This window comes from Terrilactibacillus tamarindi (genome assembly GCF_009718825.1).
Taxonomy (GTDB): Bacteria; Bacillota; Bacilli; order Bacillales; family Sporolactobacillaceae; genus Terrilactibacillus; species Terrilactibacillus tamarindi.
The window spans coordinates 52,174-75,780 of the sequence record NZ_WNHB01000019.1 but is presented as its reverse complement, the minus strand read 5'-3'; the positions used below and the strand labels follow the sequence as shown (position 1 = coordinate 75,780).

General features: G+C 33.9%; 24 protein-coding genes. 4 read left to right on the top strand and 20 right to left on the bottom strand.

Annotation, left to right across the window (positions count from 1 at the left end; all coding sequences use genetic code 11):
- Window positions 1-648: 648 nt before the first annotated feature.
- Window positions 649-2,253: a lactate permease LctP family transporter gene (locus GMB86_RS11975; protein WP_196220215.1), complete on the bottom strand. Its 1,605-nt coding sequence runs from the start codon at window positions 2,251-2,253 to the stop codon at window positions 649-651.
- A 679-nt stretch (window positions 2,254-2,932) separates the two neighbouring features.
- Between GMB86_RS11975 and GMB86_RS11970 the strand changes: the two genes are divergently transcribed.
- Both GMB86_RS11970 and GMB86_RS11965 read left to right on the top strand, forming a co-directional pair.
- Complete coding sequence (locus tag GMB86_RS11970; RefSeq protein ID WP_155220260.1) at window positions 2,933-3,301, top strand: CidA/LrgA family protein; 369 nt, start codon at window positions 2,933-2,935, stop codon at window positions 3,299-3,301.
- The gene (locus GMB86_RS11965) at window positions 3,302-3,985 is read left to right on the top strand and encodes an LrgB family protein (RefSeq protein ID WP_155220258.1); all 684 of its coding nucleotides are present in this window, start codon (window positions 3,302-3,304) and stop codon (window positions 3,983-3,985) included.
- Window positions 3,986-4,050: 65 nt separating this feature from the next.
- On the opposite strand, the gene GMB86_RS11960 is transcribed toward GMB86_RS11965, so the two are convergent.
- Window positions 4,051-5,127, bottom strand: coding sequence for an iron-containing alcohol dehydrogenase family protein (locus GMB86_RS11960; protein ID WP_155220256.1), 1,077 nt, complete (start codon window positions 5,125-5,127; stop codon window positions 4,051-4,053).
- Between the two features lie 286 nt (window positions 5,128-5,413).
- On the opposite strand from GMB86_RS11960, the gene GMB86_RS11955 reads away from it, so the two are divergent.
- On the top strand, window positions 5,414-6,331 hold the full coding sequence (locus GMB86_RS11955; RefSeq protein WP_155220254.1) for an ATP-binding protein: 918 nt from the start codon (window positions 5,414-5,416) through the stop codon (window positions 6,329-6,331).
- An 82-nt stretch (window positions 6,332-6,413) separates the two neighbouring features.
- The gene (locus tag GMB86_RS11950; RefSeq protein WP_155220252.1) at window positions 6,414-8,306 is read left to right on the top strand and encodes a vWA domain-containing protein; all 1,893 of its coding nucleotides are present in this window, start codon (window positions 6,414-6,416) and stop codon (window positions 8,304-8,306) included.
- A gap of 127 nt (window positions 8,307-8,433) precedes the next feature.
- On the opposite strand, the gene yidC is transcribed toward GMB86_RS11950, so the two are convergent.
- From yidC to GMB86_RS11860, 18 genes are all read right to left on the bottom strand, one after another.
- Window positions 8,434-9,192 (bottom strand): membrane protein insertase YidC, encoded by a 759-nt coding sequence (gene yidC, locus GMB86_RS11945; RefSeq protein ID WP_155220250.1) that lies wholly within the window; start codon window positions 9,190-9,192, stop codon window positions 8,434-8,436.
- Between the two features lie 25 nt (window positions 9,193-9,217).
- Window positions 9,218-9,505, bottom strand: a complete 288-nt coding sequence (locus GMB86_RS11940; protein ID WP_141191426.1) for a hypothetical protein — start codon at window positions 9,503-9,505, stop codon at window positions 9,218-9,220.
- Between the two features lie 118 nt (window positions 9,506-9,623).
- The gene (locus tag GMB86_RS11935; protein ID WP_141191425.1) at window positions 9,624-9,887 is read right to left on the bottom strand and encodes a phosphocarrier protein HPr; all 264 of its coding nucleotides are present in this window, start codon (window positions 9,885-9,887) and stop codon (window positions 9,624-9,626) included.
- Window positions 9,888-10,329: 442 nt separating this feature from the next.
- Complete coding sequence (locus tag GMB86_RS11930) at window positions 10,330-11,115, bottom strand: SDR family oxidoreductase (protein ID WP_155220249.1); 786 nt, start codon at window positions 11,113-11,115, stop codon at window positions 10,330-10,332.
- Between the two features lie 31 nt (window positions 11,116-11,146).
- Complete coding sequence (locus GMB86_RS11925) at window positions 11,147-12,007, bottom strand: GRP family sugar transporter (protein WP_155220247.1); 861 nt, start codon at window positions 12,005-12,007, stop codon at window positions 11,147-11,149.
- A gap of 256 nt (window positions 12,008-12,263) precedes the next feature.
- Window positions 12,264-12,422 (bottom strand): sporulation initiation factor Spo0A C-terminal domain-containing protein, encoded by a 159-nt coding sequence (locus GMB86_RS11920; protein ID WP_408033839.1) that lies wholly within the window; start codon window positions 12,420-12,422, stop codon window positions 12,264-12,266.
- Window positions 12,423-12,535: 113 nt separating this feature from the next.
- A complete protein-coding gene (locus GMB86_RS11915; RefSeq protein ID WP_155220245.1) occupies window positions 12,536-13,483 on the bottom strand; it encodes a hypothetical protein in 948 nt (315 codons plus the stop codon).
- Window positions 13,484-13,528: 45 nt separating this feature from the next.
- Window positions 13,529-13,864, bottom strand: coding sequence for a hypothetical protein (locus tag GMB86_RS11910; protein WP_155220243.1), 336 nt, complete (start codon window positions 13,862-13,864; stop codon window positions 13,529-13,531).
- An 85-nt stretch (window positions 13,865-13,949) separates the two neighbouring features.
- Complete coding sequence (locus GMB86_RS11905) at window positions 13,950-14,525, bottom strand: hypothetical protein (protein WP_155220241.1); 576 nt, start codon at window positions 14,523-14,525, stop codon at window positions 13,950-13,952.
- 642 nt (window positions 14,526-15,167) lie between these two features.
- Complete coding sequence (locus GMB86_RS11900; RefSeq protein ID WP_155220239.1) at window positions 15,168-16,496, bottom strand: phage portal protein; 1,329 nt, start codon at window positions 16,494-16,496, stop codon at window positions 15,168-15,170.
- 13 nt (window positions 16,497-16,509) lie between these two features.
- Window positions 16,510-18,096, bottom strand: coding sequence for a terminase large subunit domain-containing protein (locus GMB86_RS11895; RefSeq protein ID WP_230459102.1), 1,587 nt, complete (start codon window positions 18,094-18,096; stop codon window positions 16,510-16,512).
- A 153-nt stretch (window positions 18,097-18,249) separates the two neighbouring features.
- Complete coding sequence (locus GMB86_RS11890; RefSeq protein WP_230459101.1) at window positions 18,250-18,681, bottom strand: hypothetical protein; 432 nt, start codon at window positions 18,679-18,681, stop codon at window positions 18,250-18,252.
- 358 nt (window positions 18,682-19,039) lie between these two features.
- Window positions 19,040-20,335 (bottom strand): hypothetical protein, encoded by a 1,296-nt coding sequence (locus GMB86_RS11885; protein ID WP_155220233.1) that lies wholly within the window; start codon window positions 20,333-20,335, stop codon window positions 19,040-19,042.
- A 253-nt stretch (window positions 20,336-20,588) separates the two neighbouring features.
- Complete coding sequence (locus tag GMB86_RS11880; RefSeq protein WP_155220231.1) at window positions 20,589-20,771, bottom strand: hypothetical protein; 183 nt, start codon at window positions 20,769-20,771, stop codon at window positions 20,589-20,591.
- A gap of 1 nt (window position 20,772) precedes the next feature.
- Entirely contained in the window at window positions 20,773-21,585 is an 813-nt protein-coding gene (locus tag GMB86_RS11875) for a hypothetical protein (protein WP_155220229.1), read from the bottom strand.
- A 163-nt stretch (window positions 21,586-21,748) separates the two neighbouring features.
- Complete coding sequence (locus tag GMB86_RS11870; protein ID WP_155220227.1) at window positions 21,749-21,943, bottom strand: helix-turn-helix domain-containing protein; 195 nt, start codon at window positions 21,941-21,943, stop codon at window positions 21,749-21,751.
- A 93-nt stretch (window positions 21,944-22,036) separates the two neighbouring features.
- On the bottom strand, window positions 22,037-22,900 hold the full coding sequence (locus GMB86_RS11865) for an SU10 major capsid protein (RefSeq protein ID WP_155220226.1): 864 nt from the start codon (window positions 22,898-22,900) through the stop codon (window positions 22,037-22,039).
- A 59-nt stretch (window positions 22,901-22,959) separates the two neighbouring features.
- On the bottom strand, window positions 22,960-23,388 hold the full coding sequence (locus GMB86_RS11860) for a hypothetical protein (protein WP_155220224.1): 429 nt from the start codon (window positions 23,386-23,388) through the stop codon (window positions 22,960-22,962).
- Window positions 23,389-23,607 lie beyond the last annotated feature (219 nt).

Below are 23,607 nucleotides of genomic sequence, written 5' to 3'. Positions count from 1 at the left end.
AAAACTTCGACGTTAGTCAAAGTTCCTTAACCTGCTTTAGTTCATTTATAATGAACAAAAAAATAATTAAATCGTTTCATTTGATCCATCGCTCTTTTTTTCAAAGAAATCAATCAGTGTTACCCGTTTGATATTACGCTTGGCTTTTGTTTAGTTTTCAAAGAACAATCTCTTAAACTTTTATAACAACAACTTTTAAATTATATCAAATCTAAAGGCCATTGTCAATACTTTTTTTAAATTTCATATCACTGATTCACAACAGCGACTTTTTTATTATATCAAACTCAAAAGCTGTTGTCAATATTTTTTCAAATTCTTATTAGTGTTTCGCAACAGCAACTTTCTAATTATAACTCTATTAAACAATCATGTCAACATCTTTTTTATGTGTTTTTAATTGTTTAATTAAGCGACTTAAAATACTTTACCATGTTCTTTTACACATGTCAATACTATTTTAAAATAAAATAAGTGAGACTCCAATCAGTGAAACCCCGGATAATCGGGTTCGTGTGGGTCCCCCCCTAGGAATGCTCGTTTACACTAACTATCTTCAGGTGGGGGTCAATACTCGCCGTTAATGTGGAATAAATGAAAACCAACCACGCTTTTATTGTGCATGGCTGGCTTAAATGTCTGTTCATATTAAAGTATAGATTGAACGTATGAAACAATACAAACAAAAACTAAGAAAATCAAACTATATTTTACAGTAAATCGGAAAAGTTCACTTTCTCTACCTACAAGTCCAACTGACCCTGACGCAACTGCGATAGACTGTGGTGAAATCATTTTTGCCATCGCACCACCAGCAACGTTAGCAGAGATTAAAACAAGTGGTGCAACATGAATTTGATTTGCTGTAATTTGTTGAAGTCCACCAAACAGGGCATTGGCAGATACAACGGAACCAGTTAAAAATACTCCAAGCCAACCAAGAACTGGTGCAAAGATTGGAAAATAGTGTCCAGTATTTGCAAGAGCAATTCCTAAAGTTGAAGATTCACCTGAATAATTTGCGACAAAAGCAAAAGCTAAAACTAGCATAATCGTTAATATCGGTTTATATAGTTCTTTAATTGTTTCAGCTAAAACTTCTCCACCTGCTCTAAGACTAACTTTAAGCAAGATCATCGATACGATGCAAGAAACTAAAATAGCTGTACCCGTAGCAGAAATGAGATCAAGTTTAAACATAGCTGCATAAGGAGTAGGTTTTGGTACTAGTGGCGCAGATTTAATAACTAAATTGTTTAACCATGGGACAGGAATATTAAGTGTTGTTTTTTCTAATAACCCGCCTGGCAAAAATAAGTTTTTAAATATTGATGTACACCAAATTGACACACAGATAGTTAAAACAATAAATGGTGACCAAGCTTTAACTATTTTGCCTAGAGTAAGTCCATCACCAGCTTTTTCTTGTTTTGCGTCTTTTCTTTGAAATACTTTAAGATAAACAGCCAAAGCTATGATACATACGATCGGTGCAATAATGTCTGGTAATTCTGGACCAATAAATCTAAAGGTTGCCCATTGGGATATAGCATAGAAGATAGCCGCAACAAAAGTCGGTTTCCATACTTTTATTAAACCTTTAAAACTGTCCATAACAACGACTAAGAAAAATGGCATTATGAAAGATATTATAGGAAGATAATTACTTAAGTTAATGGAAATTTCCTTTGGATCAATACCAGTGACTTGACCCGCAACGATAACAGGAATCCCCATTGCTCCGACTGTACCAGGGGCGATATTAGCAATTAAACAGAGACCAGCAGCTTTTAGTGGATCAAAACCAAGTCCTACTAACAAGGCCGCAGTAATGGCAATTGGAGCACCGAAACCAGCAGCACCTTCAAGAAATGAATTAAATGCAAATGCAACTAAAAGCATTTGTAACCTTTGATCATCTGTTAAAGAAACAATCGATTGCCGGATAATCTCAAATTGACCACTTTTCACTGATAATTTATATAAGAATACAGCACCAATTACAATATATGCAATTGGCCACAATGCATAAACAAAGCCATAACCTGTGGCGCCAATTAATAATTTTAATGGCATATGATAGAAAATAAGTGCAACTAATATTGCAGATAAAACAGTGATAAAAGCAGCAATATGTCCTTTAATTTTAAATACTGTGAGAGCAAGAAAGAAAATTACAATTGGAATAACAGCTACAATAGCTGAAAACCAGATATTATTCATCGGATCATAAATTTGTGTCCAGTTCATCAACATACACCTTCTCATTACGTTTTATTAAAATAAAAATCATTAAATCGATGGAATTTATCTATTTTAGGAACAAACCTCCTCACCTTCTCAGACTTTCCATTCAAATACGACCGCTACACCTTTATTGATAACCGTCGTACATCCATGTAATGAAAATGCAAAACGAAAACCAATAGATTAGAAATAAAGAGCTCAATTAAAAGTCCATAGATCTTCCATAGGATCTTTCTTAATAAACAGTGTGAATTAAATCACATGCATAACTTACCAAACAAAACAGTCTGATACTGTGATATTTATCACAATTATTGTTTGTTCAATACAAGTTCAGAATTCTGTCAAACATTTTGCTTTTATCGATTTTTATAATAGATAACACTTGACCTTATTTTTACCTTGTAAAAACACAATCATTCATCGATTATTAATCACATTTATTCTCTTATAACCTTAATACCCTTAATTCGTAAAAAAATGACCTAATTATGATAAAAACGAAGCTCCCAATCATAAGGGCGCCTTTAATATATAAAGACTTATTCTTTTTTCGAATCATAAACTTAACTTATATGTATTTCACCTAATATACTGTCTGATGTATAATTAAAATTATCGAATCATAAAAACGATTAAATATAGAGTAACATCATTTAGTTTCATCATTTAAGGAGGTGTAATTTTGATAAAAGTATTTAAGATCGTGATTCAGGTAGCGGTATTATACTTCTTCGCCATAATAGGAAATCTCTTATCTTTGCTTCTACACCTTCCTATCTCTGGGAGTATTATAGGAATGTTTATTGTGTTTGCCTTGCTATATTTTAAAATTCTCCCTATATCAAAAATTGAAATGGGCGCCAGTTTCTTATTAGCTGAGATGTTGCTATTTTTCGTTCCTTCAGCCGTTGGGATACTTCAATATAAAGAAGCCATTTTTAATTATGGGACACAATTTTTACTGGTTATTTGTTTAAGTACGATTACTGTTATGATCGTCACAGGAATTGTCGCTGAACGATTTTCACGACAAAAGGAGAGATACCGTTAAATGTTAGTTAGTTTTTTATGTATTATTATGACCATTGTGTCTTATATCATTGCGAAATTTATTTATAAAAAAAGTAAACTATTTATCCTTTCACCGTTAATCGTAGCACCTGTGCTGCTTTCATCATGTATCATTCTTTTAGGTGTTGATTATACGGATTATGATAAAGGTGGGCGTTGGTTGACAAACATGCTTCAGCCAGCCGTTGTTGGCTTCGCGGTTCCGTTATATAAATATCGGGCTGTTTTAAAAAAACATATGAGAGTGATTTTAGTTAGTATGACATCAGGGGCCATTGTTGCTCTTGCAAGTTCCGGAATATACGCCCATTTAGTGCACTTAAAAAACGATTATTTACTCAGTCTATTACCCCGTTCAGTGACGACTCCTATTGCTATGGTTATCTCAGCAGATATTGGCGGAGTACCAACCATGACTGCGATTTTTGTTATTGTCACAGGTATTTGTGGATTAATACTCGGCCCAATTATCATTCGTTTCTTTCATATACGCGAGAAACTGGCTAAAGGATTATTACTTGGGATGGGTGCACATGGTGCTGGTACATCAAAAGCTCTTGAATTTGGAACAGAGGAAGGAGCTGCAGCAAGTCTAGCCATGGTTGTAGCAGCTTTGCTGACCCTTATATTCGCACCAATTATTACACCTTTTATTTTATTATAAAAAGTAGTTAATATCTGTGAGGAATTTCACATGTAAAAACGTCAGATCAATGATCTGACGTTTTTTTATACATATGCTATAGATTCGACTGTTTGAATAGCTTTTACAACTTCATCAGCTTTGTATGTTTCCTCTCTCATAAAATGAATGGACTCGGATCGATGAACGGCTCGCTTAGCAATAACTTGCATGTTTAAAATATTCGGTTCAACATCCAGGTCCTTGAGATTGGTCGGCAATCCTAATTTCTGATAAAAAGGCAAGAGACGATCAATTTCTCCGATTTGACCTTCAAGAGCTAATTGAACAAGAATCCCATAAGCGACTTTAGCTCCATGAAGAATATTATGCGTCCCATCCAAAGCAGTTAATCCATTATGGATACTATGCGCACCAGCAATTCGACCAACGCGGTCGCCAAATCCACCCACCATTCCAGCTACACCAATAATCGTTTCATAAACATGACGAAAAGCATGATTAACTTTACCAGTTTGCACAGCTGTTAGGGCTTCCTCACTATATTTGATTAATTGATCAAAACATTGTCTTGCACTTTGATGTCCAATTGTCGTTAGTAAATTGGGTTCATCAAGTTGACGATATAAACAATCGCATTCATACCATTTAGCTAATGTATCTCCAATACCTTGTATAAAATAGGGTGTTGGCGTTTGGATCAGCAAATCCGTATCCAAATATACGGACCAAGAACTTACTTCAAAAACTTCAAAATGGGTATATTGATGATCACGATAAAAAACACTTAATGGTGCCCAAGGAGAACAATTAGATATAATGGTGGGAATTAAGACAACAGGAATCCCTAATTTCACACTGACCGCTTTCGATAAATCGAGAACTTTTCCACCACCGACACCTATAATGATGCTCCCTTTTGATGAACTACACAATTCTGTCAGACGATCTACTTCTTCTAAAGTGCAATCTCCCGCATATCTCTGGATATTTGGTTCAAATGGAAGATTAAGATAAGGCTTTGCTACCTCCCATGATTTCAGCCCAGTAATAAGGTTAATTTTACTGAAGTGATTATCAAGTAACTCTTGAGATAAATCACGTAATACGCCTTGTCCACTTCGTACCTTTTGTGGTGCACCTCTAACAACTGATATTGCCATAACTGTCCCCTTCTCTTAATCGTTTCTGTAGGAAGAGTGTTAGATATATTAATCACTGTCCTTCATTGCAATGCAAGATTCGAAGGACAATGATGAATACCTCCTTAAGCTTCCACTCATTAATAAAACAGACTTATGAATGATTTATTGTAAAAATATCTCAGTTCATTTTACTGTTTATTTGCTTATCTTTCAACTTTAATAAACAGCATGACTGTTTGTTTAGAAGAAAACATCTTCTTATTCCTATATAATAGAAGAAAATGATTAATAGACGGAGGGTTCTATGTCTCACCATTTGGAATTAACGTATTTAAAACTTTTACCAGAGCAAATCAAAGAGCACATTATGAAGGTAAGAAATAAAAATGAAAAATTACTATCACAAGAAATAAAAAAATACATTGGAAAAAGTGGGTATACAGCACCTGACGACTCAATTATCTTCGATGCCATCGTTTCTCTCAGTCTAGGAAAAAATGTTCTATTAAAAGGACCGACTGGGTCTGGAAAAACAAAATTGGCTGAATTATTATCCAATCTGATGTTTCAACCAATGTATTCAATTAATTGTTCTGTTGATTTGGATGCCGAAGCCTTGTTGGGTTATAAAACCATCACATACAATAAAGCCAATCAAGCTGAAATTCAATTTGTCTCTGGACCCGTCGAAAAGGCCATGAAGCAAGGTCATCTACTCTATATAGATGAAATTAATACAGCAAAAGCAGAAACTTTACCAATATTAAATGGCGTTTTGGACTATCGGAAAATGGTCCTCAATCCCTTCACGAGTGAAACCATATATGCTAAAGAAGGGTTTGGAGTCATAGCAGCTATTAATGAGGGGTACATTGGAACCACTCCATTAAATGAAGCGTTAAAAAATCGCTTTGTTATTATTGACGTTCCATATATTCAAGGTGAAGCCTTATTTGAGATGTTAAAAGAACAATCTGAACAAAAAGATGAGCAGTTGTTGAAGCAATTTGTACGTCTGAGTCGTGACTTAACTTCTAAAGTTGAAGAAGGTCAAATTTCTGATGAAGGAGCATCCATACGTTCATTATTAGATGCATGCGACCTATCCGTCTATATGCCTGCTAAAAGAGCCATTACACGAGCAATCAGCAGCAAACTAGATGATGAGCGCGAAAGAATTAGCATTGAAAATATTGCGGCGACCTTATTTACGTCATCATAATTTTTTATAATTAACCCTTTTAAAAAAGAAATATGACGACGGTCATGTACCATAACTTAAAAAAAGAAAAAGGGGCACTTTAATGAAATTTTTAGATTTTATGGATAAACAAACGGACCCTTTTATCAATATGGCTTTAACAGATCTTGCACGAACTTTATCACAAGAACCGACATTAGATGTTGAGTTTACGTTTTATTCATACTATCAAAAAAATTTAAAACGTCTTACAGTTAGTCATTATTGGTCACGCTTATTATCAGAACGAAAAATGGAAGGTATGAAAAGTGATGTTTACCTCCGAGCATTTGGAGAACATCACTATTCGGACCAAAACGTTTTCATGCAATTTCGTCATGAGGTCAATCAATTGAAGTATCCTCAATTTAGTAAGCAATTGTTCTGTCTTCTTGAAGATCGACGATTAGAGAAGTTATGTATAACGGAAAGAGCAGGAATGAGAGATGCCTTTAACTTTCGACAAATCGTGTTCCAACGGCGTTTTAGAGAACGCTTTACTCATCATAAAAGAAATAAGGAATGGCTAGATATGATTTTCTGTTGTATATATTTACAGATAATACATCGTCCAGTGGCTTTGCCTCCCTCTTTTTTGTTTCTTAAACCTGCCATTCGTCATTTATCTGATATGATCGATCAACTCAATAGCACAGAAGAGGTTAGACAAACAGTCAAAACCTTTGGAACTTCATTAAAATCTGGATTAAAGGACATGCAAGCCATATATTTTGGATTATCTGAACAAATAAGAGACAAAAAACAAACCAAAGAATTAAAACCATCAAATAAATGTCAAAGTCAGTCAGAAGAACACCTTTCAAAAGAAAAAAATTCACAAGATGATAAATGGTCAACTTGGCATGAAGAACAGCAAATGATTGGTGATAATTTATTGCAGCATGATTTGGATCAAGGAAAGAAAACAAATTTAACAGATGGTGATACTACCCGAATAGAATCGGGTGATCAAGCAGCTGGTACCTTCCAATCTTCATCAAACCAATCCAATCATCAACAAGATGATCATTCTATCGAAAAGAAACAAGAAACAAGACAATTTACCCATTCTCTCCATTCTAACGAGGATAGTGAAGTCAATCGTCATGCAAAACGGATTGAAAAAACATCGATTAAACCTACTTATGAAGAAATCCAAGAGTATCAGAAAGTACGTGAACAGATTGGATCGCTAGAACGGCAATTATCTTTAACATTGCGTAAAACGATTGAACAAAAACAAACTGCCCCTCGGCACGAACGTTATTTTGGACGATTGACACAAAAGAAATTGCCTTCTTTACTTATCCAAAATCAACCAACCCTATTTTACAAAAAAAACGTGGAAGAGGATCAACAGTTAGACGCTGCTTTTTCTTTACTTGTGGATTGTTCAGCTTCTATGGTTGATAAAATGGAGGAAACGAAGCAAGGTGTTATTCTTTTTCATGAAACGTTAAAAGCACTAAAGATTTCACATGAAATTACAGGTTTTTGGGAAGACGCGATGGAAGCAACTGATATTGAACAGCCAAATACCATATTCCAAGTGATCTCATTTCAACAATCTCTTCATCAATCCGCTGGACCACGGATTCTTCAGCTTTCTCCAGAAGATGATAATAGAGACGGCTATGCCATTAGGCAAGTAGAAAAGCGACTGCTCATCCGTCCTGAGAAAAGAAAAATTTTACTTGTATTTTCAGATGGTGAACCGTCAGCGTACAACTATAATGACAATAACGGAATTATTGATACGTATAAAGCCGTCTCAAACGCTAGGAAAAAAGGTATTGAAGTCATTGGTGTATTTTTGGGAAGTGAGGATTCACAAGATAAAGAAATAGACACGATGAAAAAAATTTACGGTCGAGACTGTTTAATCATTCCTACAATAAAAGATATTCCTTTATACTTAACACCACTATTGAAAAAACTCCTTTTTCAAATAATATAAAAAACATACGCTGCAACTCTAGATGATATTGCAGCGTATGTTTATTTCTATCCCGCCTTAACGGCTAGTAAAATCCCACTGATGGAAGTTTCACTTTATTTTATTATTGATCAAATGTATGGCATGATTAAATTTCGGCCGTTTGCTTTTGACGGGTAATGATCCACTTGGTCACATACGTTTGTACGATTAAAAATGCACCGCCAACGATCCAATATAACGGTAAAGCGGCAGGTGAATTAAATGAGAACATAACAATCATAAGCGGTGACATAAAACCCATCATCTTCATTGTTTGTCCTTGCTCCGGTTGAACAGTCATCATGGTCTGTTGAACTCTAAATTGTACGTAATAAATAATCCCAGCAAGGATGGTCAAAACAAGACTGGGACCACCTAAACTAAACCATAGAAATGTGTGTGAGGCAATAGCATGTGAACCACGAATGGCAAAATAGAAGGCAGATAAAATTGGCATTTGAATAAGAATGGGCAAACATCCTATTGATAAAGGATTAATGCCATGCTTCTTATACAAGGCCATCATGTCTTGTTGTAATTCTCTCTGCTCTTTAGTGTCTTTTGATTGTTTTATTTTTGCCTGAATGTCTTGCATTTCGGGCTTTACGCGTTCCATCTTTTCACGCATTTCATTTTGGTTGATCATTTGTTTAATCATTAAGGGTGCAAGAACGAGACGAATGATCAATGTTAAAACGATAATGGCGATGCCATAGCTTCCCGAAAATAAAGTTGCTGTGAGATGAATTAAAGATGCAAAGGGTTCAACAATATAGTGGTGAAACCCTGATCCTACATTCATTTGACATCCCGACAGTAATAAAATCATGCTTAACAACCCGACAAATATTATTATTTTTTTCATTAGGTCCTCCTCTAATTTTAAATCATTATGATATGAGGAGGCCGCAATGGTCGGTTGAATCGTCATTTGGCCTTTCTTTTCGGCGTATGTGTTTAGCTACCCAATGTATAAAGACATTGATCGGCATCACTTGATCTTGAACCGATTTTTTGACTAAATAATTCGTATAAATCCAACGTTCTTTTTTGACAGAATCTGAATTATAGTAATGACTGAGGAAGACGCTTGTAAAATTAATGGATAAAACAATAAACAAGGTTATTGTCGCGATATATATCGTTGAATCATTTAACATGTTTAAAATGATATCCATTCTATTTGCCCTCCTCTTCCTCAATTTTTAGTTATAAACAATTATAACACAATTTTATATAAACTAGTGAAAAAGGGACAAGGCATGATGCCTTGTCCCTTTTTAAAGCGTAAAGGAATTACTTTCCTAAACCAGTTTCTTTTATAACTTTGTCGAGAGCTTCTAAAGCAGCTTCTGCATCAGAACCTTCTGCACTGATTGTAATTTCAGCACCTTGAGTGACGCCGAGAGCCATAACTCCCATAATTGACTTTAAATTTGCTTTTTTACCATTATAAGCAAGTTCAATATTTGATTCGAATTTGCTCGCTTCACTAACTAAGACAGTAGCTGGGCGTGCGTGAATTCCTGTTTCATCAATTACTGAATATGTTTTTTCCATTTTTCTAACTCTCCATTCTCAATTTGATTTATAAAGTTAATCCAGTACCCATTATAACGTAAATGAATGGGGAATGTGAATAAACCGAACTAAACTTTAAATATTGATTCAATCTTATTTTACATAAAACTTTGATCAATGACTACATTTTATTTCATTGTTATTATTTTTGCCTCATTTCCCTCTATTGAACCTTTATTAATTTGGATGATTTGTAAAAAATAGGTGTAATGTTTAAGCCGTATTTTGGAGAGATATATAAATCAGCATTTGTCTCCTTGTTTGTTGGTCCCTTCTTCACTAATGTAATTTACGATCCTTTCCAAAAATCAAACTGCCTTTCACCTGCTCATGACAGGAAAAAGGCAGCCTTAAGCTTTCTTGTCTTATGTGAATTTGGGCCAGTTCATCATTTGTGAAAATATCTATCCAGTTTAAAAGATTAACCTCGACCTGCTTGGAAAGATGGGTAAAGCGTCATTCCACCATCGGCAAATAAAGTAATGCCTGTTACGTAGCTGGCTTCTTTTGATGCGAGCCAAGCAGCAACATTGGAAATCTCTTCTGGCTCTCCTATCTTACCCATTGGAATCATAGATTCGACATCGGCTTTTACTTTTGGATCTTTGAATTTTTCTGCGTTGATCGGTGTATCAATGGCGCCAGGACCAATGGCATTAACACGAATTCCTTTTGGCGCATACTCCATTGCAAGGGTTTGGGTCAATAATTTAACACCGCCTTTACTCGAAGCATAATGAACAAATAAAGGCCATGGAATTTGTTGGTGTACACTACTCATATTAATGATAGTTCCTTTAATATCATGTTCAACCATATATTTAAGGGCTTCACGGCAACCAAGGAATACACCTGTTAAATTCACATTTATAACCTTGTTCCAATTATCAAGACTCATTTCATGTGATGGTGATGGTATTTCCATACCAGCATTATTGACCATGACATCTATTGTTCCGAATGTATCGACAGCGGCTTTTATAAGTGCAATAACATCTTCTTCTTTGCTGACATCAGCTCGAAATGGAATAGCTTCTCCACCCGCTTGTTTTATTTCATCAACAATTTGATGAGCTTCTTCTTCACCACTTCGGTATGTAACCACGACTTTCATTTTTTCTTGTCCATATCGGGTGGCAATAGCGCGTCCAATTCCTTTTGAAGCGCCTGTTACGACAGCTACTTTACCCTCTAAATCTTTATACATTATTTTATTCACTCCTTAATATAATCAATGTTTAACCTTGTGATCGTGCATATCCAATAAATACCCCGCCTGCAACAACGAGTAAACATCCAATGCATACAAATATGATTTGTCTAGTTGTTTTTTTCTCACCTAATAAGAAGATTCCGCCCAGTGTGGAAAAGATAATTCCCATTTGAGACAAAGAGAAGCTCGTAGCAACGCCTACGCGAGGTGTCGCTATAAGCAAACCAAGATTACCTATTCCCCACATGATACCTGTTAATACGTTTCGTAGTGTATATTTGTTAAATTGATTATGTCGTATGGTTAATAATAATGCTCCCATCACCATCCCCATCGATTGAGGCAAAATGGCTTCCCAACCACCGATGTTGAAATATCTTAGAATAACAATATAAACAACATAACCAATGGTTGAAATAATTAAAGTTGTAATACCTTTAATAAGATTGTTTTGCGCATTATCTTCATCCTTTTCACCAAATGATGTTAGAAATACTCCAACAATAATTAAAATGATCGCTGTAATTCCTAATATTAGCTTTGTCGTCGTAGACCATTCATGAAATAAAAAAACACCGAACAAGGTTGTTCCGACAAGTTGCATTCCTGTGGACATAGGCATTGTTTTTGATACACCTAAAGACTTAAACGCGATAAATTGATTCATTTGTCCTAATGACCAAAATAAGCCTGAAATAAAACCGATGAGCAGAATATGGAAAGATGTATTGGGATGAACAACAAAGAAGGCGATAATTGAAAAAATCAAAGCGCCAAATGTTGTACCTAAAACTTGATTTTGTGCCTTTCCTCCAAGTTTTGATGATACTATTGGTAAGAATCCCCACATAACGGCTGGGATGAGCGCAACTAAAATGTCTAACAAAGTTAATCACCTCAAATATTAATTAATACAGATAAATTCGAATTAAACGATTACCCCCTATACCTAAAGGTTAGATCTGCATAAGATTAAGTTACCCTAAGATGCTAGATATAAACGTACGGATTTAATAAATTGAGATTCAATCAGAGAAAATCTTCCCTCATTTTAGGATGCACTTTTTAACACAAAAAAACCTTCATTAGGGTAAACTAACGAAGGTTTTTTGTTTTTTTAAATATTTTGTTTTTACTAGTCTTTATCCCGCTTTATTTTCTATTCTGAGTTTATCTGCCACCATGGCGATGAACTCGGAGTTTGTCGGTTTAGCTTTGGACATGGAGACAGTGTAAAACGTTGATGTATCAAGGTTTTCACGATTTATGTAAGCAATATTCGTTATCATGCAATAAACCACTTCGTTGGTTCATTCTACTTTATTTATTGGGATAATTGTATAACAATTTCGGTAATTAAGCAAGCATTATTTTACAAAAATTAAATGACTTTCTTTTATTATATTTGTTCCTTTTACGATTCAAATTCAGCAACCAACTCATCATATGTTTTACGTATATACGAATAAACAGGATTGCCAAAGTCGTCAATGGTTTCACCATCCCAATCATACTTCCAATAATTCGTATTGTCTTGATTGTTCGGGTCGCCTAAGTCATCACTGCCATTGTCACCTTGATGTCTTAAAACAAATTCATCTATTTGATCGTCACCTGTTGTTGCATATTTTGGAGTAGGTTCTGTTGGAGTAGGTTCAGTAGGTTCAGAATCCCCTGTATCCCCTGTATCGCCCGTATTAGGTGGGTTAGAGGTGTCTGAAGGTATTTCATCACCGTCCACCATATCATGCGTTATAGGGTCGTTGGTGTCCTCTGCAACGTTATCTAAATTAAGTAATCGAATACCTTGTTTAGATACATCTACACTTATAATTTTCCAACGTTTGCCATTAAGATTAAATTGTAATCCCACAATAAAAGGAGAATCTTGTTTATCTTGCATGATGACTTGCATTTTACTATCAATGTAGGTGATACCACCAGTGTCTTGTATTTGAATAGATGGGTCATTTTGCACGAAAACTCTAGGATATTCGTATTTATCTACCGTTGTATAAACAGGAGTACCAAATTGATCAACCGTTTGACCATCCCATGTTTGCTCTGTACCAGTTTTAACTTTAAGGATGTAGGTAAGATGTCTCATGACCGCTTTAAACTTACCATAGCGGTCTGTACTAACCTCTGACAGGATTAAATAATGTCTATTATTATAGGTCACAATATCGCCACGATTAATAGATGTAAGCGTTACAATATTCAGATCATCATAAAATTTATTAGGTGCCACATGATTGATGATGGCTTTAATTGGTTCGGTTGTGTCATTGATTAAAATATCTTGGCCGAGATTGTTAAAAATATATTGTCTATCTTGTTGTATTGGATTAAATATATTCATTAAATCACTCCTTTGTAAATTTTGATGGCGCAAGGTTGCGCTGTATTAAAATAACATAAACGTACTATTATTTGTGTCGTTATTGATTAATAATGTTCTAATTTTACTCTCTAATTGATCAATACGTTTACGTAAAGCGTCAGCAAAACCCTGTACCGTTGTGCCTTCTTCGGTATAGTTTTTCATAAGCTGCGGGTCATTAGCGATAGATTCAAGGATGGCTAACGTTGTTTGTAGGATGGCTAGTTTATCGGTAAATAGAGAAGGATTATAGTCCAACTCTGGACTCTGAATATTGTTCTCTTGGAGGTAGATGGTTAGTGTAGTGTCATCAAGTGTGATGGATTGTAATTCTAATTTTAATCGTTGGATATAATTCATTTAATCGTCTCCTTAATTTTGGTAATAAAAAAGAAGAGAGTAATTACTCCCTTCTAATCATAAAAATGTATATACTATGAAACTCCTATGGCTCCATAATTTTAAGATCATCTAATCCTGTTGAAATTTCATCTACGCTATAATTTGTATTTGTAATATACGTGTTAATCGCTTTTGTAACTATCGTTAGTACATCACCATTATGATTTTTCATGTAATCGAAAGCATATGAATATCCATCTACTACTACTCCTAAACTCCCTATTAAATCATGCATTTTGTTTTGCATTTCTACATTTAGGTTAGAATTTGATCTTAACGTTTTTAACTTATCCATATTTGAATTTATATCTTCCATCTTTCCTTCCCAATCATTTACCCAAACCATAAGATCATCATGATCCATATTGGATATTCCAGGTTTCATTAAAGTCATATCATTAGTTAAATCTGTTAATTTTTTAGTAGCACTATTAACATTATCTATAAATTGTGTTTTTACCTCTTTCGCTATATCTTTATCGGGTTCATGTTTAACTTTATGTACTTTTTCTTGTTTACTTTCACTTGATCCACTTTTACTATTTTCTTCTTTGTTATTTCCACAACCTGCAAGAATTAATGTGAAAATTAATATTATTATAAAAATAATTTTCTTCAATTAATATCCCCTCACACATTTTATTTATATCCATATTACTAGGTAATTCGATATAAAATAGTATTTCCCTTCTGAAAATTTAAAAATTTTTCGTGTGTGCAAAAGGCAGTATGCTAAGGGAAATATTTTGCAATTAGGGGTATCGTCTATTATTTTAACTTACCATATATTGTAATTATAGAGATGGGAATCCCTTATTTTTACCATATATTAGGTTTTTATGTTCGTATTTTTGTTAAAATAAACGTTTTATTGCACCATATTTATTTTACTACTTACCATAAAACCTCCAAGAAACGCCAAAACCCTTGATATTATTGACTTTCTATAAATTATCTGAATTTTACATCATGGCGTATAACTTACGTTTTACGCATATTTGATTACGTTAATTCGCTAAAGGATATACAATATTGTAGTTTCACCATAAAAATATCTCTATTAGATAGTTTAGGAAATAATCATCAAAATTTTTGAACCTTCTCCCCTATTTTTTAAAAAATTGATGATTTCCCGCTAAGTGGGGGGGCAAAATATAGGGAGATAACAGAGCGATAAACCTAAGCCCTATTATTTCCCAGATTATTTCCCATCATATCAACGTTTCTTATTTATAAATGTTTCCCTTGTGCAACTTATTTTCTATTCGTCAACTTTATTTCCCTTATCCACATTATCCACATTTTCACTTTCATTATCCAATCGTTTCATTTCCTCCACCTTATCATTAATATATGGCACATTCTCAAGGATACTCTCAATGGATACCGCACTAATTCCACGCAAAGCAACAAGATTATCAATGATCTCTTTTTCATTTTTAGGTGTTGATGGACTAAATACTACATCTAAGGTGTTATAATCATCATCACTAAATGTTATGCCTTTGTACTCTAACATTCGTCTAATACGCTCAAAACGTTCGTCAAAGCCATCTTCTAAATATTTAGCGTTTAAACTTGCTTTAATATCTGCTAAATTAAATAAAAGTTTTATTGATACTTCACTCAAATTGCTTATTTCTGCTTTGTTCATACTGACCGCAGGTGTACTAGATATATCAAGTAAAGCATTAATCAAGTTATCATACAGTGTTTTAAACGCTTGATGGTCAAATTTATTTGTCTTAAAGTCAAACGTTGCGCCATCATCAAGATTTAACCCACCACCAATAATATCATTTGGCAAGTTGCTATTTGTTAATTGTTGACCTGTTACAACTGGAATACCTGTAATATATTTGTAAAATCCATCATTCGCTTTACTTACTAGCATTTCCAAACTGTCTAATATGCTAATCAGATCATCTAAATTAGATTTACCGTACACATCACTCAATTCGTTCTCATTAATATAGGCAATCGGTAAACCACTTATATTTGTTGATTCACTCGTCAATTGTGGCGTTTCACCTTGTGCATTATCATACTCATAGACCATATTATCTGTATAAACTGTCCAGTAACTAACAAAATCAACCGTATAATGCTCAACAAAGCCAATCATATTGTTAGCATGATCATAAATTGGATAACTGTCCTCTGGTGCAATCAGTTTGCTTTTAATGTTTTGTTTGTTGTCAAAATATAAATATTCATAGGAATTACCATATTTAATCATTTTATCTAAAATGTCATGGTCAATCCTATGCAATTTTGCTCTATTATATACCTTTTTAAACTCTTTAACTACCTTACTGTCACCGCTTAATGTCGTTGGATTCTTGAGCAAATAAGCCGTTTGAAAGTTTAATATAGTTTTAGCATAATTAAGCATAATACGTCTTGTTTCAAACTCTTGACCATTAAATTTCTCGTTTGGCCTAGTTGTGATATAGTGTTTTCCATTCAGATACTCTTTTTTATCAAGAATCTCATTGATTCTCACTTGATGTTTTACATCACCACAAAAAGAGACGAACCAATATGGCTCATTGTCGTAGTTTCTCGCAATAAATTGTTGTAAATCCAATCAAATCAACTCCTTATACGTAATATTTACCTGTTTTAAGCGCTTGTACTGCTAAAGCATTGGAAATAATAAAATCATCATGGTTGTTTGAACCGCCTTTATTGCCGGTAGAACCGTTATCTCTTTCAATAAAAATCTGCATTTGTTCAAGGGTTTCTTTTGTATGTATGAGAATATTTCCAGTTTCAAAGGATTCTTTAAAATCTTGAATGAGGATAGATTTATTAATTGCGGTAGTTGTCCAACCTAATTGGGGTCTAAACTTCCCTTTTTGGTCAAACAATTTTTGCTTGTAGAGGTTTAAATAGATGTATTCCTTTCTAAGGCGCTCAATGACCGTTATACCAACGTTGTTGCGCTCTATACATAGGAATGCATAACTATAAAAACGACCTAGAGCATTGATGATGGGGGCAAACAAATAAACAGGTATCTTATTGCTACCGAATGATGCCACTTCTTCTCCATGCTCGTTGTAAATAGATATGGTGGAATAGTCATTTTTTCCACCTGTCGCACTATCGACACCGCCATAATATTTTGCACCACCTTTTGGCAAGTGATAGATCAACAATTCTTTTCCAATATATTTCTGTAAATCTTTGGGAATTTTATCAATAATGTGTTTTTTGGGTAGGGGTATAAGTACATGGTCAATACGCTCTAACACTTTTTGATTGTCAAAAATGGTAGCAGCCGAATTAACAAACGATTCTAAATATGTTGAGGGATATTCTTGGTGGAATTGTTGCAACTCTATATCTAAAAGTTTAAATCTTCTCCACATGATAAAGCGTAAATTGTTACATTTTTGATAAATCGGTATTTCATCATCTTCTAAATCCTTTGCTTGCAACCTTCTGCCATACGCTTCTTTGTGCCATTGTTCAGCCAAATCATGCTCATATCTAAATTGTTCTTTATACAAATCATGATAAAACGGTACAAAGAACGCTTTATATTTTGATTCCCCTTTCATTGCCTTTTTAAATAACTTGTACCATGCGTTCATACCGTTTGCGGTTGTCTCAATAGTGATGCGACTATCCGCACCTTTTAACAACGATTGCTCAAGGGAAAGCAATTGACGATCAAAGTCATGAAAGAAACTTGCCTCTGTAATGTGACAATAGTTGTATGATGAACCACGTCCAATGTCACTCGCACCATTGCCCGCCACCGCACATGTTACCCTTGACCCATTTTCAAATAGCAATTCTCCCCTATTGTCACGTCTAACCTTACTAAAAAGGTCTGGGTACTTATCTCTAGGTAGCCAATCATTCATAAATTTTAATTTGGTAAACAAGGCATTGGACGAATCTTGTTTATAACTCACAATCAAAATGTTTTGGTTATCGTTTTTTAACGCTCTCCATAAGCCATAAGCGAGCATTTCAGTTGATATTCCGCATTGTCTTGCCTTGTTACATGCAATGTATCTATTATTTTTTAACAAATCAAATAACTCATCTTGCGCCTTATTTAAGTTTAATTTTACTTTGTTCCCATCGTTGTCAATGATCTCGATAAAATTCTTACAAAATAAAGGGAAATCATTCATTATTTTTTTTAACTTTTGTTTAGTGGTTAATTTCATGAAATACCTCCTTTTTGACATAAAAAAATACCGAAAATAACACCGATTTTTTCAGCGTTACCCTCGATATTCACACCCTTAAAATGGTCTATTTTACGTTACCCACAAGGTTTTTAATGGTTACCCGCCTTTGGGTAACGATAACGGGTGACCTTACAACTCTAGTCCATCCTCGCCCTCATCTGATTGTTCTTGATCTAAATTTGTAAATGCTTTTAATGCAACTTTTTTATGCAAATCAATCTCTTTACTAACGGATAAAAATAATTTAACCGCCTTGTCATCACCAGTAATGGCTTTTTCTTGGACAATCTTATAAACTTTTATCAAGTCATTAGCACTTTTTGATGATAAATAAAGAGCGACAAGATTTTTGTACTCATCGCTACTCTGCCACCTTCTAATGGGAAATTCGGTTTTTATTCCTGTTTGATTCTTTACTTTTTCAAAATCAAATTGTCCACCGTTGAATGTTAAATCCGGAAATAAATATTTAAACCAAATTTGATGTTTTTGAGGTATATTTTTTAATGCTTCGTAAATATTGATTTCTTTTTTCATTGTAAATTTATTCCTTTCTTGCAATTGATAATTAAAATTTTAATTGATAACTATGTCCCTCCCCTTCCCCACTCTTAATAGTTTAATAAAATGCTAATTTCATAGGTTTTTAGATCGGTAGGGGAGAGGAGGGGAGGGAATGTTTGTTCTATTTATCAGAAGTTTTGTATACTTTCTTCTTGAATATAATTACAATTATTACAATGTATAAAAGTAATAAAATGGGGTGTATAATCAGTTGATTGACAATTGTATACACATAAAAAACGGCTAAAGAAAAAAATGCCAGTGTAAAAATCATGGAAAATAATTTAGTCATGGATTACATTTCTCCTTTGGGAATCGTATTTTGTGTATAAAAAGAGCCACTTATTTTAGTGGCTTAAAATGGATTATCGTAATTTTTCTTAGGTTGTTGTTGGGGAATTGATTTATCTTTATAAAATTTCATTAAAACATCATCTTCAATTTGGTCAAATTCTTCAAGCGTGACATCTTTTTCTTTAGCAATTTTTATATACTCGTTAATTGCATATTCAATCGCTTGCTTATCTGTATTAACATAATTACCATGTACGTCCTTAATTGAAAATCTATCATAAATTTTCTTTCCGTATATTGCATGATTAACTTGGTCTTTAATATAAATTGTGTCAATTTTATCAATGTCAATGGAAGTGAGATCTTTATTTTCGATCATCTTACCATCATCCAACAAAATATAATTATTAAGTTTATTAAATTTCATTTGTTCCTTTTCTCGTTTTTCTTTCTCTATATTTTCCTTTGCTTGTGCAAGCATTGATCTAATAAATGATTCACCTTTTTCACTTTTTGAAATCATTTTTATTCGTTTCTCCGCTTGCATTTTTAATTTAATGTTATCTGTCGTAAGATAGAGATCAAAGTCATCAAGCGTTAAATTTGCTGACATGTCCCACCAGTTGCCCTCAATCACTCCATCTTCCTCATCTAACATTTTTTTAACGTCATCATCCATTTTGTAAGGTTGTTCTTTTTTCTTTGTTGTACTTGTTTTTTCTTTACTTTCAAATGGTGTGGTTTTATAGATATTGGGTTCTTGTTTCTTTTGCTCACCATTTTCTTTGGCTTTATATTCTCCACTATTTTTATAGATATATCCTTCTTGAAGAGCGTTTTCTATTTTCTTTTGAGCCGTTCTTGAGGTTATATTTAAAATATTGCCCCAACGCTCAAAATCACACCTAAAACCACCTAGTTTATCAAAGCGTTTTATGGTAAAATATACATAGAAAGTTTCAAATGAAGGCATGTTAAGAAATGTTTGAATAAATATTTGTTCGAATCCTTTAACACCTTTACCAATAGATTCATCTTTTAAGTCAAGTGGAAATTTAACGGTAAATACTGACTTATTATCTAAAGTGTTGTCGATTGGGGAGTCGATAACCTTTTTTTCTTTTAGCGAAATTAATATTTTTTTAATCCTTTGTTTGGCTTCCTTATCACGACTAAAAAATTTAACTGGAGAGTATCCATGCAGTAAATCAATACTAGCAATTGACACTTTTTGCCTAGTCCTCAAGGTGTTTAATAAAGAATATAAATACAATTCCTCTACATTAAGATGATAATTAGAATTTTCCTCTGCTAAAACATTATATAATTGAAACTTTGGTGAGACATCTATCGACATATACGGATTCCTTCTTTCATTGATTAAATTAATTTTACACCCACACACTCACCGACCGACAGGTCATTTCCTATGTATGTAAGTAAGTATTTTCTGTAATACTAAGTATCTTCTGTATACATAGAAAAATCATGCCCTTTTCGGCAACCTATTTCATAGTGTGTATCTTTATTATGCCATAATCGGCATGATTTTTCAACAACACAATGCCATTTTGGGCATAATATTTCTATCGTGTTATTAAGATGCCTTTTTAGGCATGATTTTTCATTTCTTTAAACTCTAAAATTGCTTTGTTTAATTCGCTATTTATCACATACAACCAAAACTCACGACCACTATTAATATTGCGTGCATGTGTAACGTGTTTAAATTTTTTGTTTGCTAGATGTTTTTTTAGTTTGAAGTCATAACAAAAGAAAAACTCTTTATTCAATTCAATCTCTCCTTGCATACGTATACGATATGTATTTTTTTGAGGTGTAGGCGAGGGATATAATATCCTCTCTTGGTGGTAAATCATCACAACTGGATTGTCCGCAACGTTTAAACCGTTGCACTTTATTAAAAGTATCATTCGGAAGCCATACAGGGAAGCCGATATGCCTTGATATGGCGTTTAAATCTATATCAGTATGTAATTGTCCATCTTGGATATAAACCTTGTCATTGAGGTGATATGAGGTGATGAGGTTATAAAAATATTGAGGATTGCGCTCGTTTAATACATCAATCAATTCAGCATATCCCAAACGATCTAGCCATTCATGGTGGATATTTTTAAACATATCATAATAGTGACCTTTAAATGCTACATCTATACATAGCAATAACTCTTTTCCTAGTTGTGATTTGGGAAGGGGTACATCGTAATAACTCATGATGAGTAATAGGGTACTCATGGCATACTTTTGTGTGTAATTGGATAGCGTTACACCCGCCAGTAAATTTGGATTTAAACATTGTTTATTGTAATCGCTACGCTTGTTCATCCTTGATACGTGATTGTCAAACGTTTTAATGTTTTTGATAAAAGCCATATCCACGCCAATACTAGGTAATCCAGTTTTTTTGTGGCAATAGATTGTCTCAAAGTCATAAAACCAATTAATCCTCCACATACCGCCTGTGATGTACTCTAATAGGTTACAACTCAATAAACTGTCACTATCATCACCAAGTATTAAACAATGCTCTAACATCGTATCTTGCGCCCATGAGGGGCATTTATCTTTATATTCTTTTTTCATTTTATGGGATTCAAGAATTTCCCACTTCTTTTATAAAACTTATAAAACTTAATATAAATCTATTTAGCGTTATAATAAAATAACGCCACTCCTTTTACTCGTCCTAATTTTAATTAATTGGTAAATTAACTAATATGGCTAGTAAAAGAAGTGGCTAAACCCTTTATTCATCCTTACAACTCCTTATCTTTTGGTCTATATATTCTTTATATTTAATAATTTTTTGTTTGTCCATGTTTGCCTTGCCATGCTCATACTTTGAGATTAGCGAGGGGTCACATTGTATGTATTTAGCAATCTCTTTGATTTTGATTTTGTTTAAATATCTTTTTACAATGTAATCATCCTTTGTGGTCATTTGACTTGATTCTCCTTTTATTCACAAAAGTGAATGATTATAAAATAATAAAAAGTGACTCCTCTAGGTTGAGGAATCACTTGATAGTATGTATTATGCTAATGTAAATACGCCTACCGCTTTTGGTGAAGCAACTTTAAGGGTAGTTTCTGCGACAATCTGACCTTTTGTGCTATCGCCAGTTTTAGCGAGTGGCTCAAAGTGAGCATCACGTAGGTTAGCAAGACCTACGTAAGCATCATTAAAAAATACCGCTTTATCTGCCGGTACATGGCGTGAAAGGACTAATTTAATTGTGCCATAGTTGGTGATAATGTTTTGTGCTAACACACCAAATGTGTCAACTGGTGCATTGTACGTTACGTTACCTTCATAAAGGGCATCAATTTGCTCTTTGATGTCAGCATTGACAAAAGCAAAGACATTGCCACCCACAAGTTTTTGATCCCAAAGTTTACGTGCCATATCTTTGACATTTTGTTTTGTGACTGCCCCACCAATAGCATTAGATGCGTCTGCAAACTCAATTAAACCACTTAATTGACGTTTAAACGGTGAAACTGAACCATCATTTTTAACACCATTGATAAGTTTGTTTTCAATGTTAATCTTAACTTCAAGCAAGCGATCATTGATTTCTTCGCTAAATTGATTGGATTTCATGGCGCTAGCCGTTCCGCTAATTGAAGCACCTTTTTTAAAGATTTCCAAGACGTTAGATAATTCACGTTTGGCACTTTCAGCCAAAACAAGGTCATCTGAACCCTCAACCGCTGATAAATCATCTGTGCTATCAATGGTTTTTTCTTTCCAAGTGTAGACCGTTGATAATGCTTTTTCTAGTTTGCCTTGCGCCATTAACATGGAAGTGAGTGGAGTTTGTTCCACTCCAATTAAAGCGATTTCCCTAGATAAAGAAATTTTTTCCGATGGTGTGAACGTATCTGATTTAAACATATGTGCATTTCTCCTTTAAAATTGTATTATTATGTAAAAAGTTAAGGACTTCCTTAACTTCATTTACCAAAAAGTTTTGATAGTTTGGCATTAATCATGCCTTTGGTATCTTTATTTTTTTCAAATTTAGCATAGGGGTCTGTATCTCCTTTATCCTTTGGTATGTAGGATTGAGAGATTTTTAACTCATTAATGACTTTAGAAAGTTGTTTAACCTTTTGATCAAGGTCTTTTTCGTCTTTTGCTTCAATCAGACCATCAAAAGCGCCTAATCCATTCTCTTTTAGAGTAAGATTAATTTGTTTGGAAAATAACGCTTGCTCTTTGGCTTGTAAGGCCAATTCTTCTTGAGATGGTGCTTTGGGTACTTTGGTTTTTAAATCCTCTAATTTGGTCTGTAAGGGGCTTAAAACGTCTGTTTCCCATTGTGTTTTGGCTTGCTCTAATTGCTCATTAATCGCCTGTTGTTGCTCTTCGGTAAAATCCAAATAGATCACTCCTTTTTATGTATTTTGGTTGTATGTGTAGCGAGGAAATAAAGCGAGGTTATTAAGATAAAAGAGGAATTTTAATTCACGAAAATGAATAGGAAGGTAAAAAAATAGCACTCTATCCCTCTCCCAAAGAATAGAAATGCTCTGACGGTTTTTAGTTCCATCTTCTGTGGTTTCACAGAAACCGCTAAAAAGAGATTCACCACAGTTCCC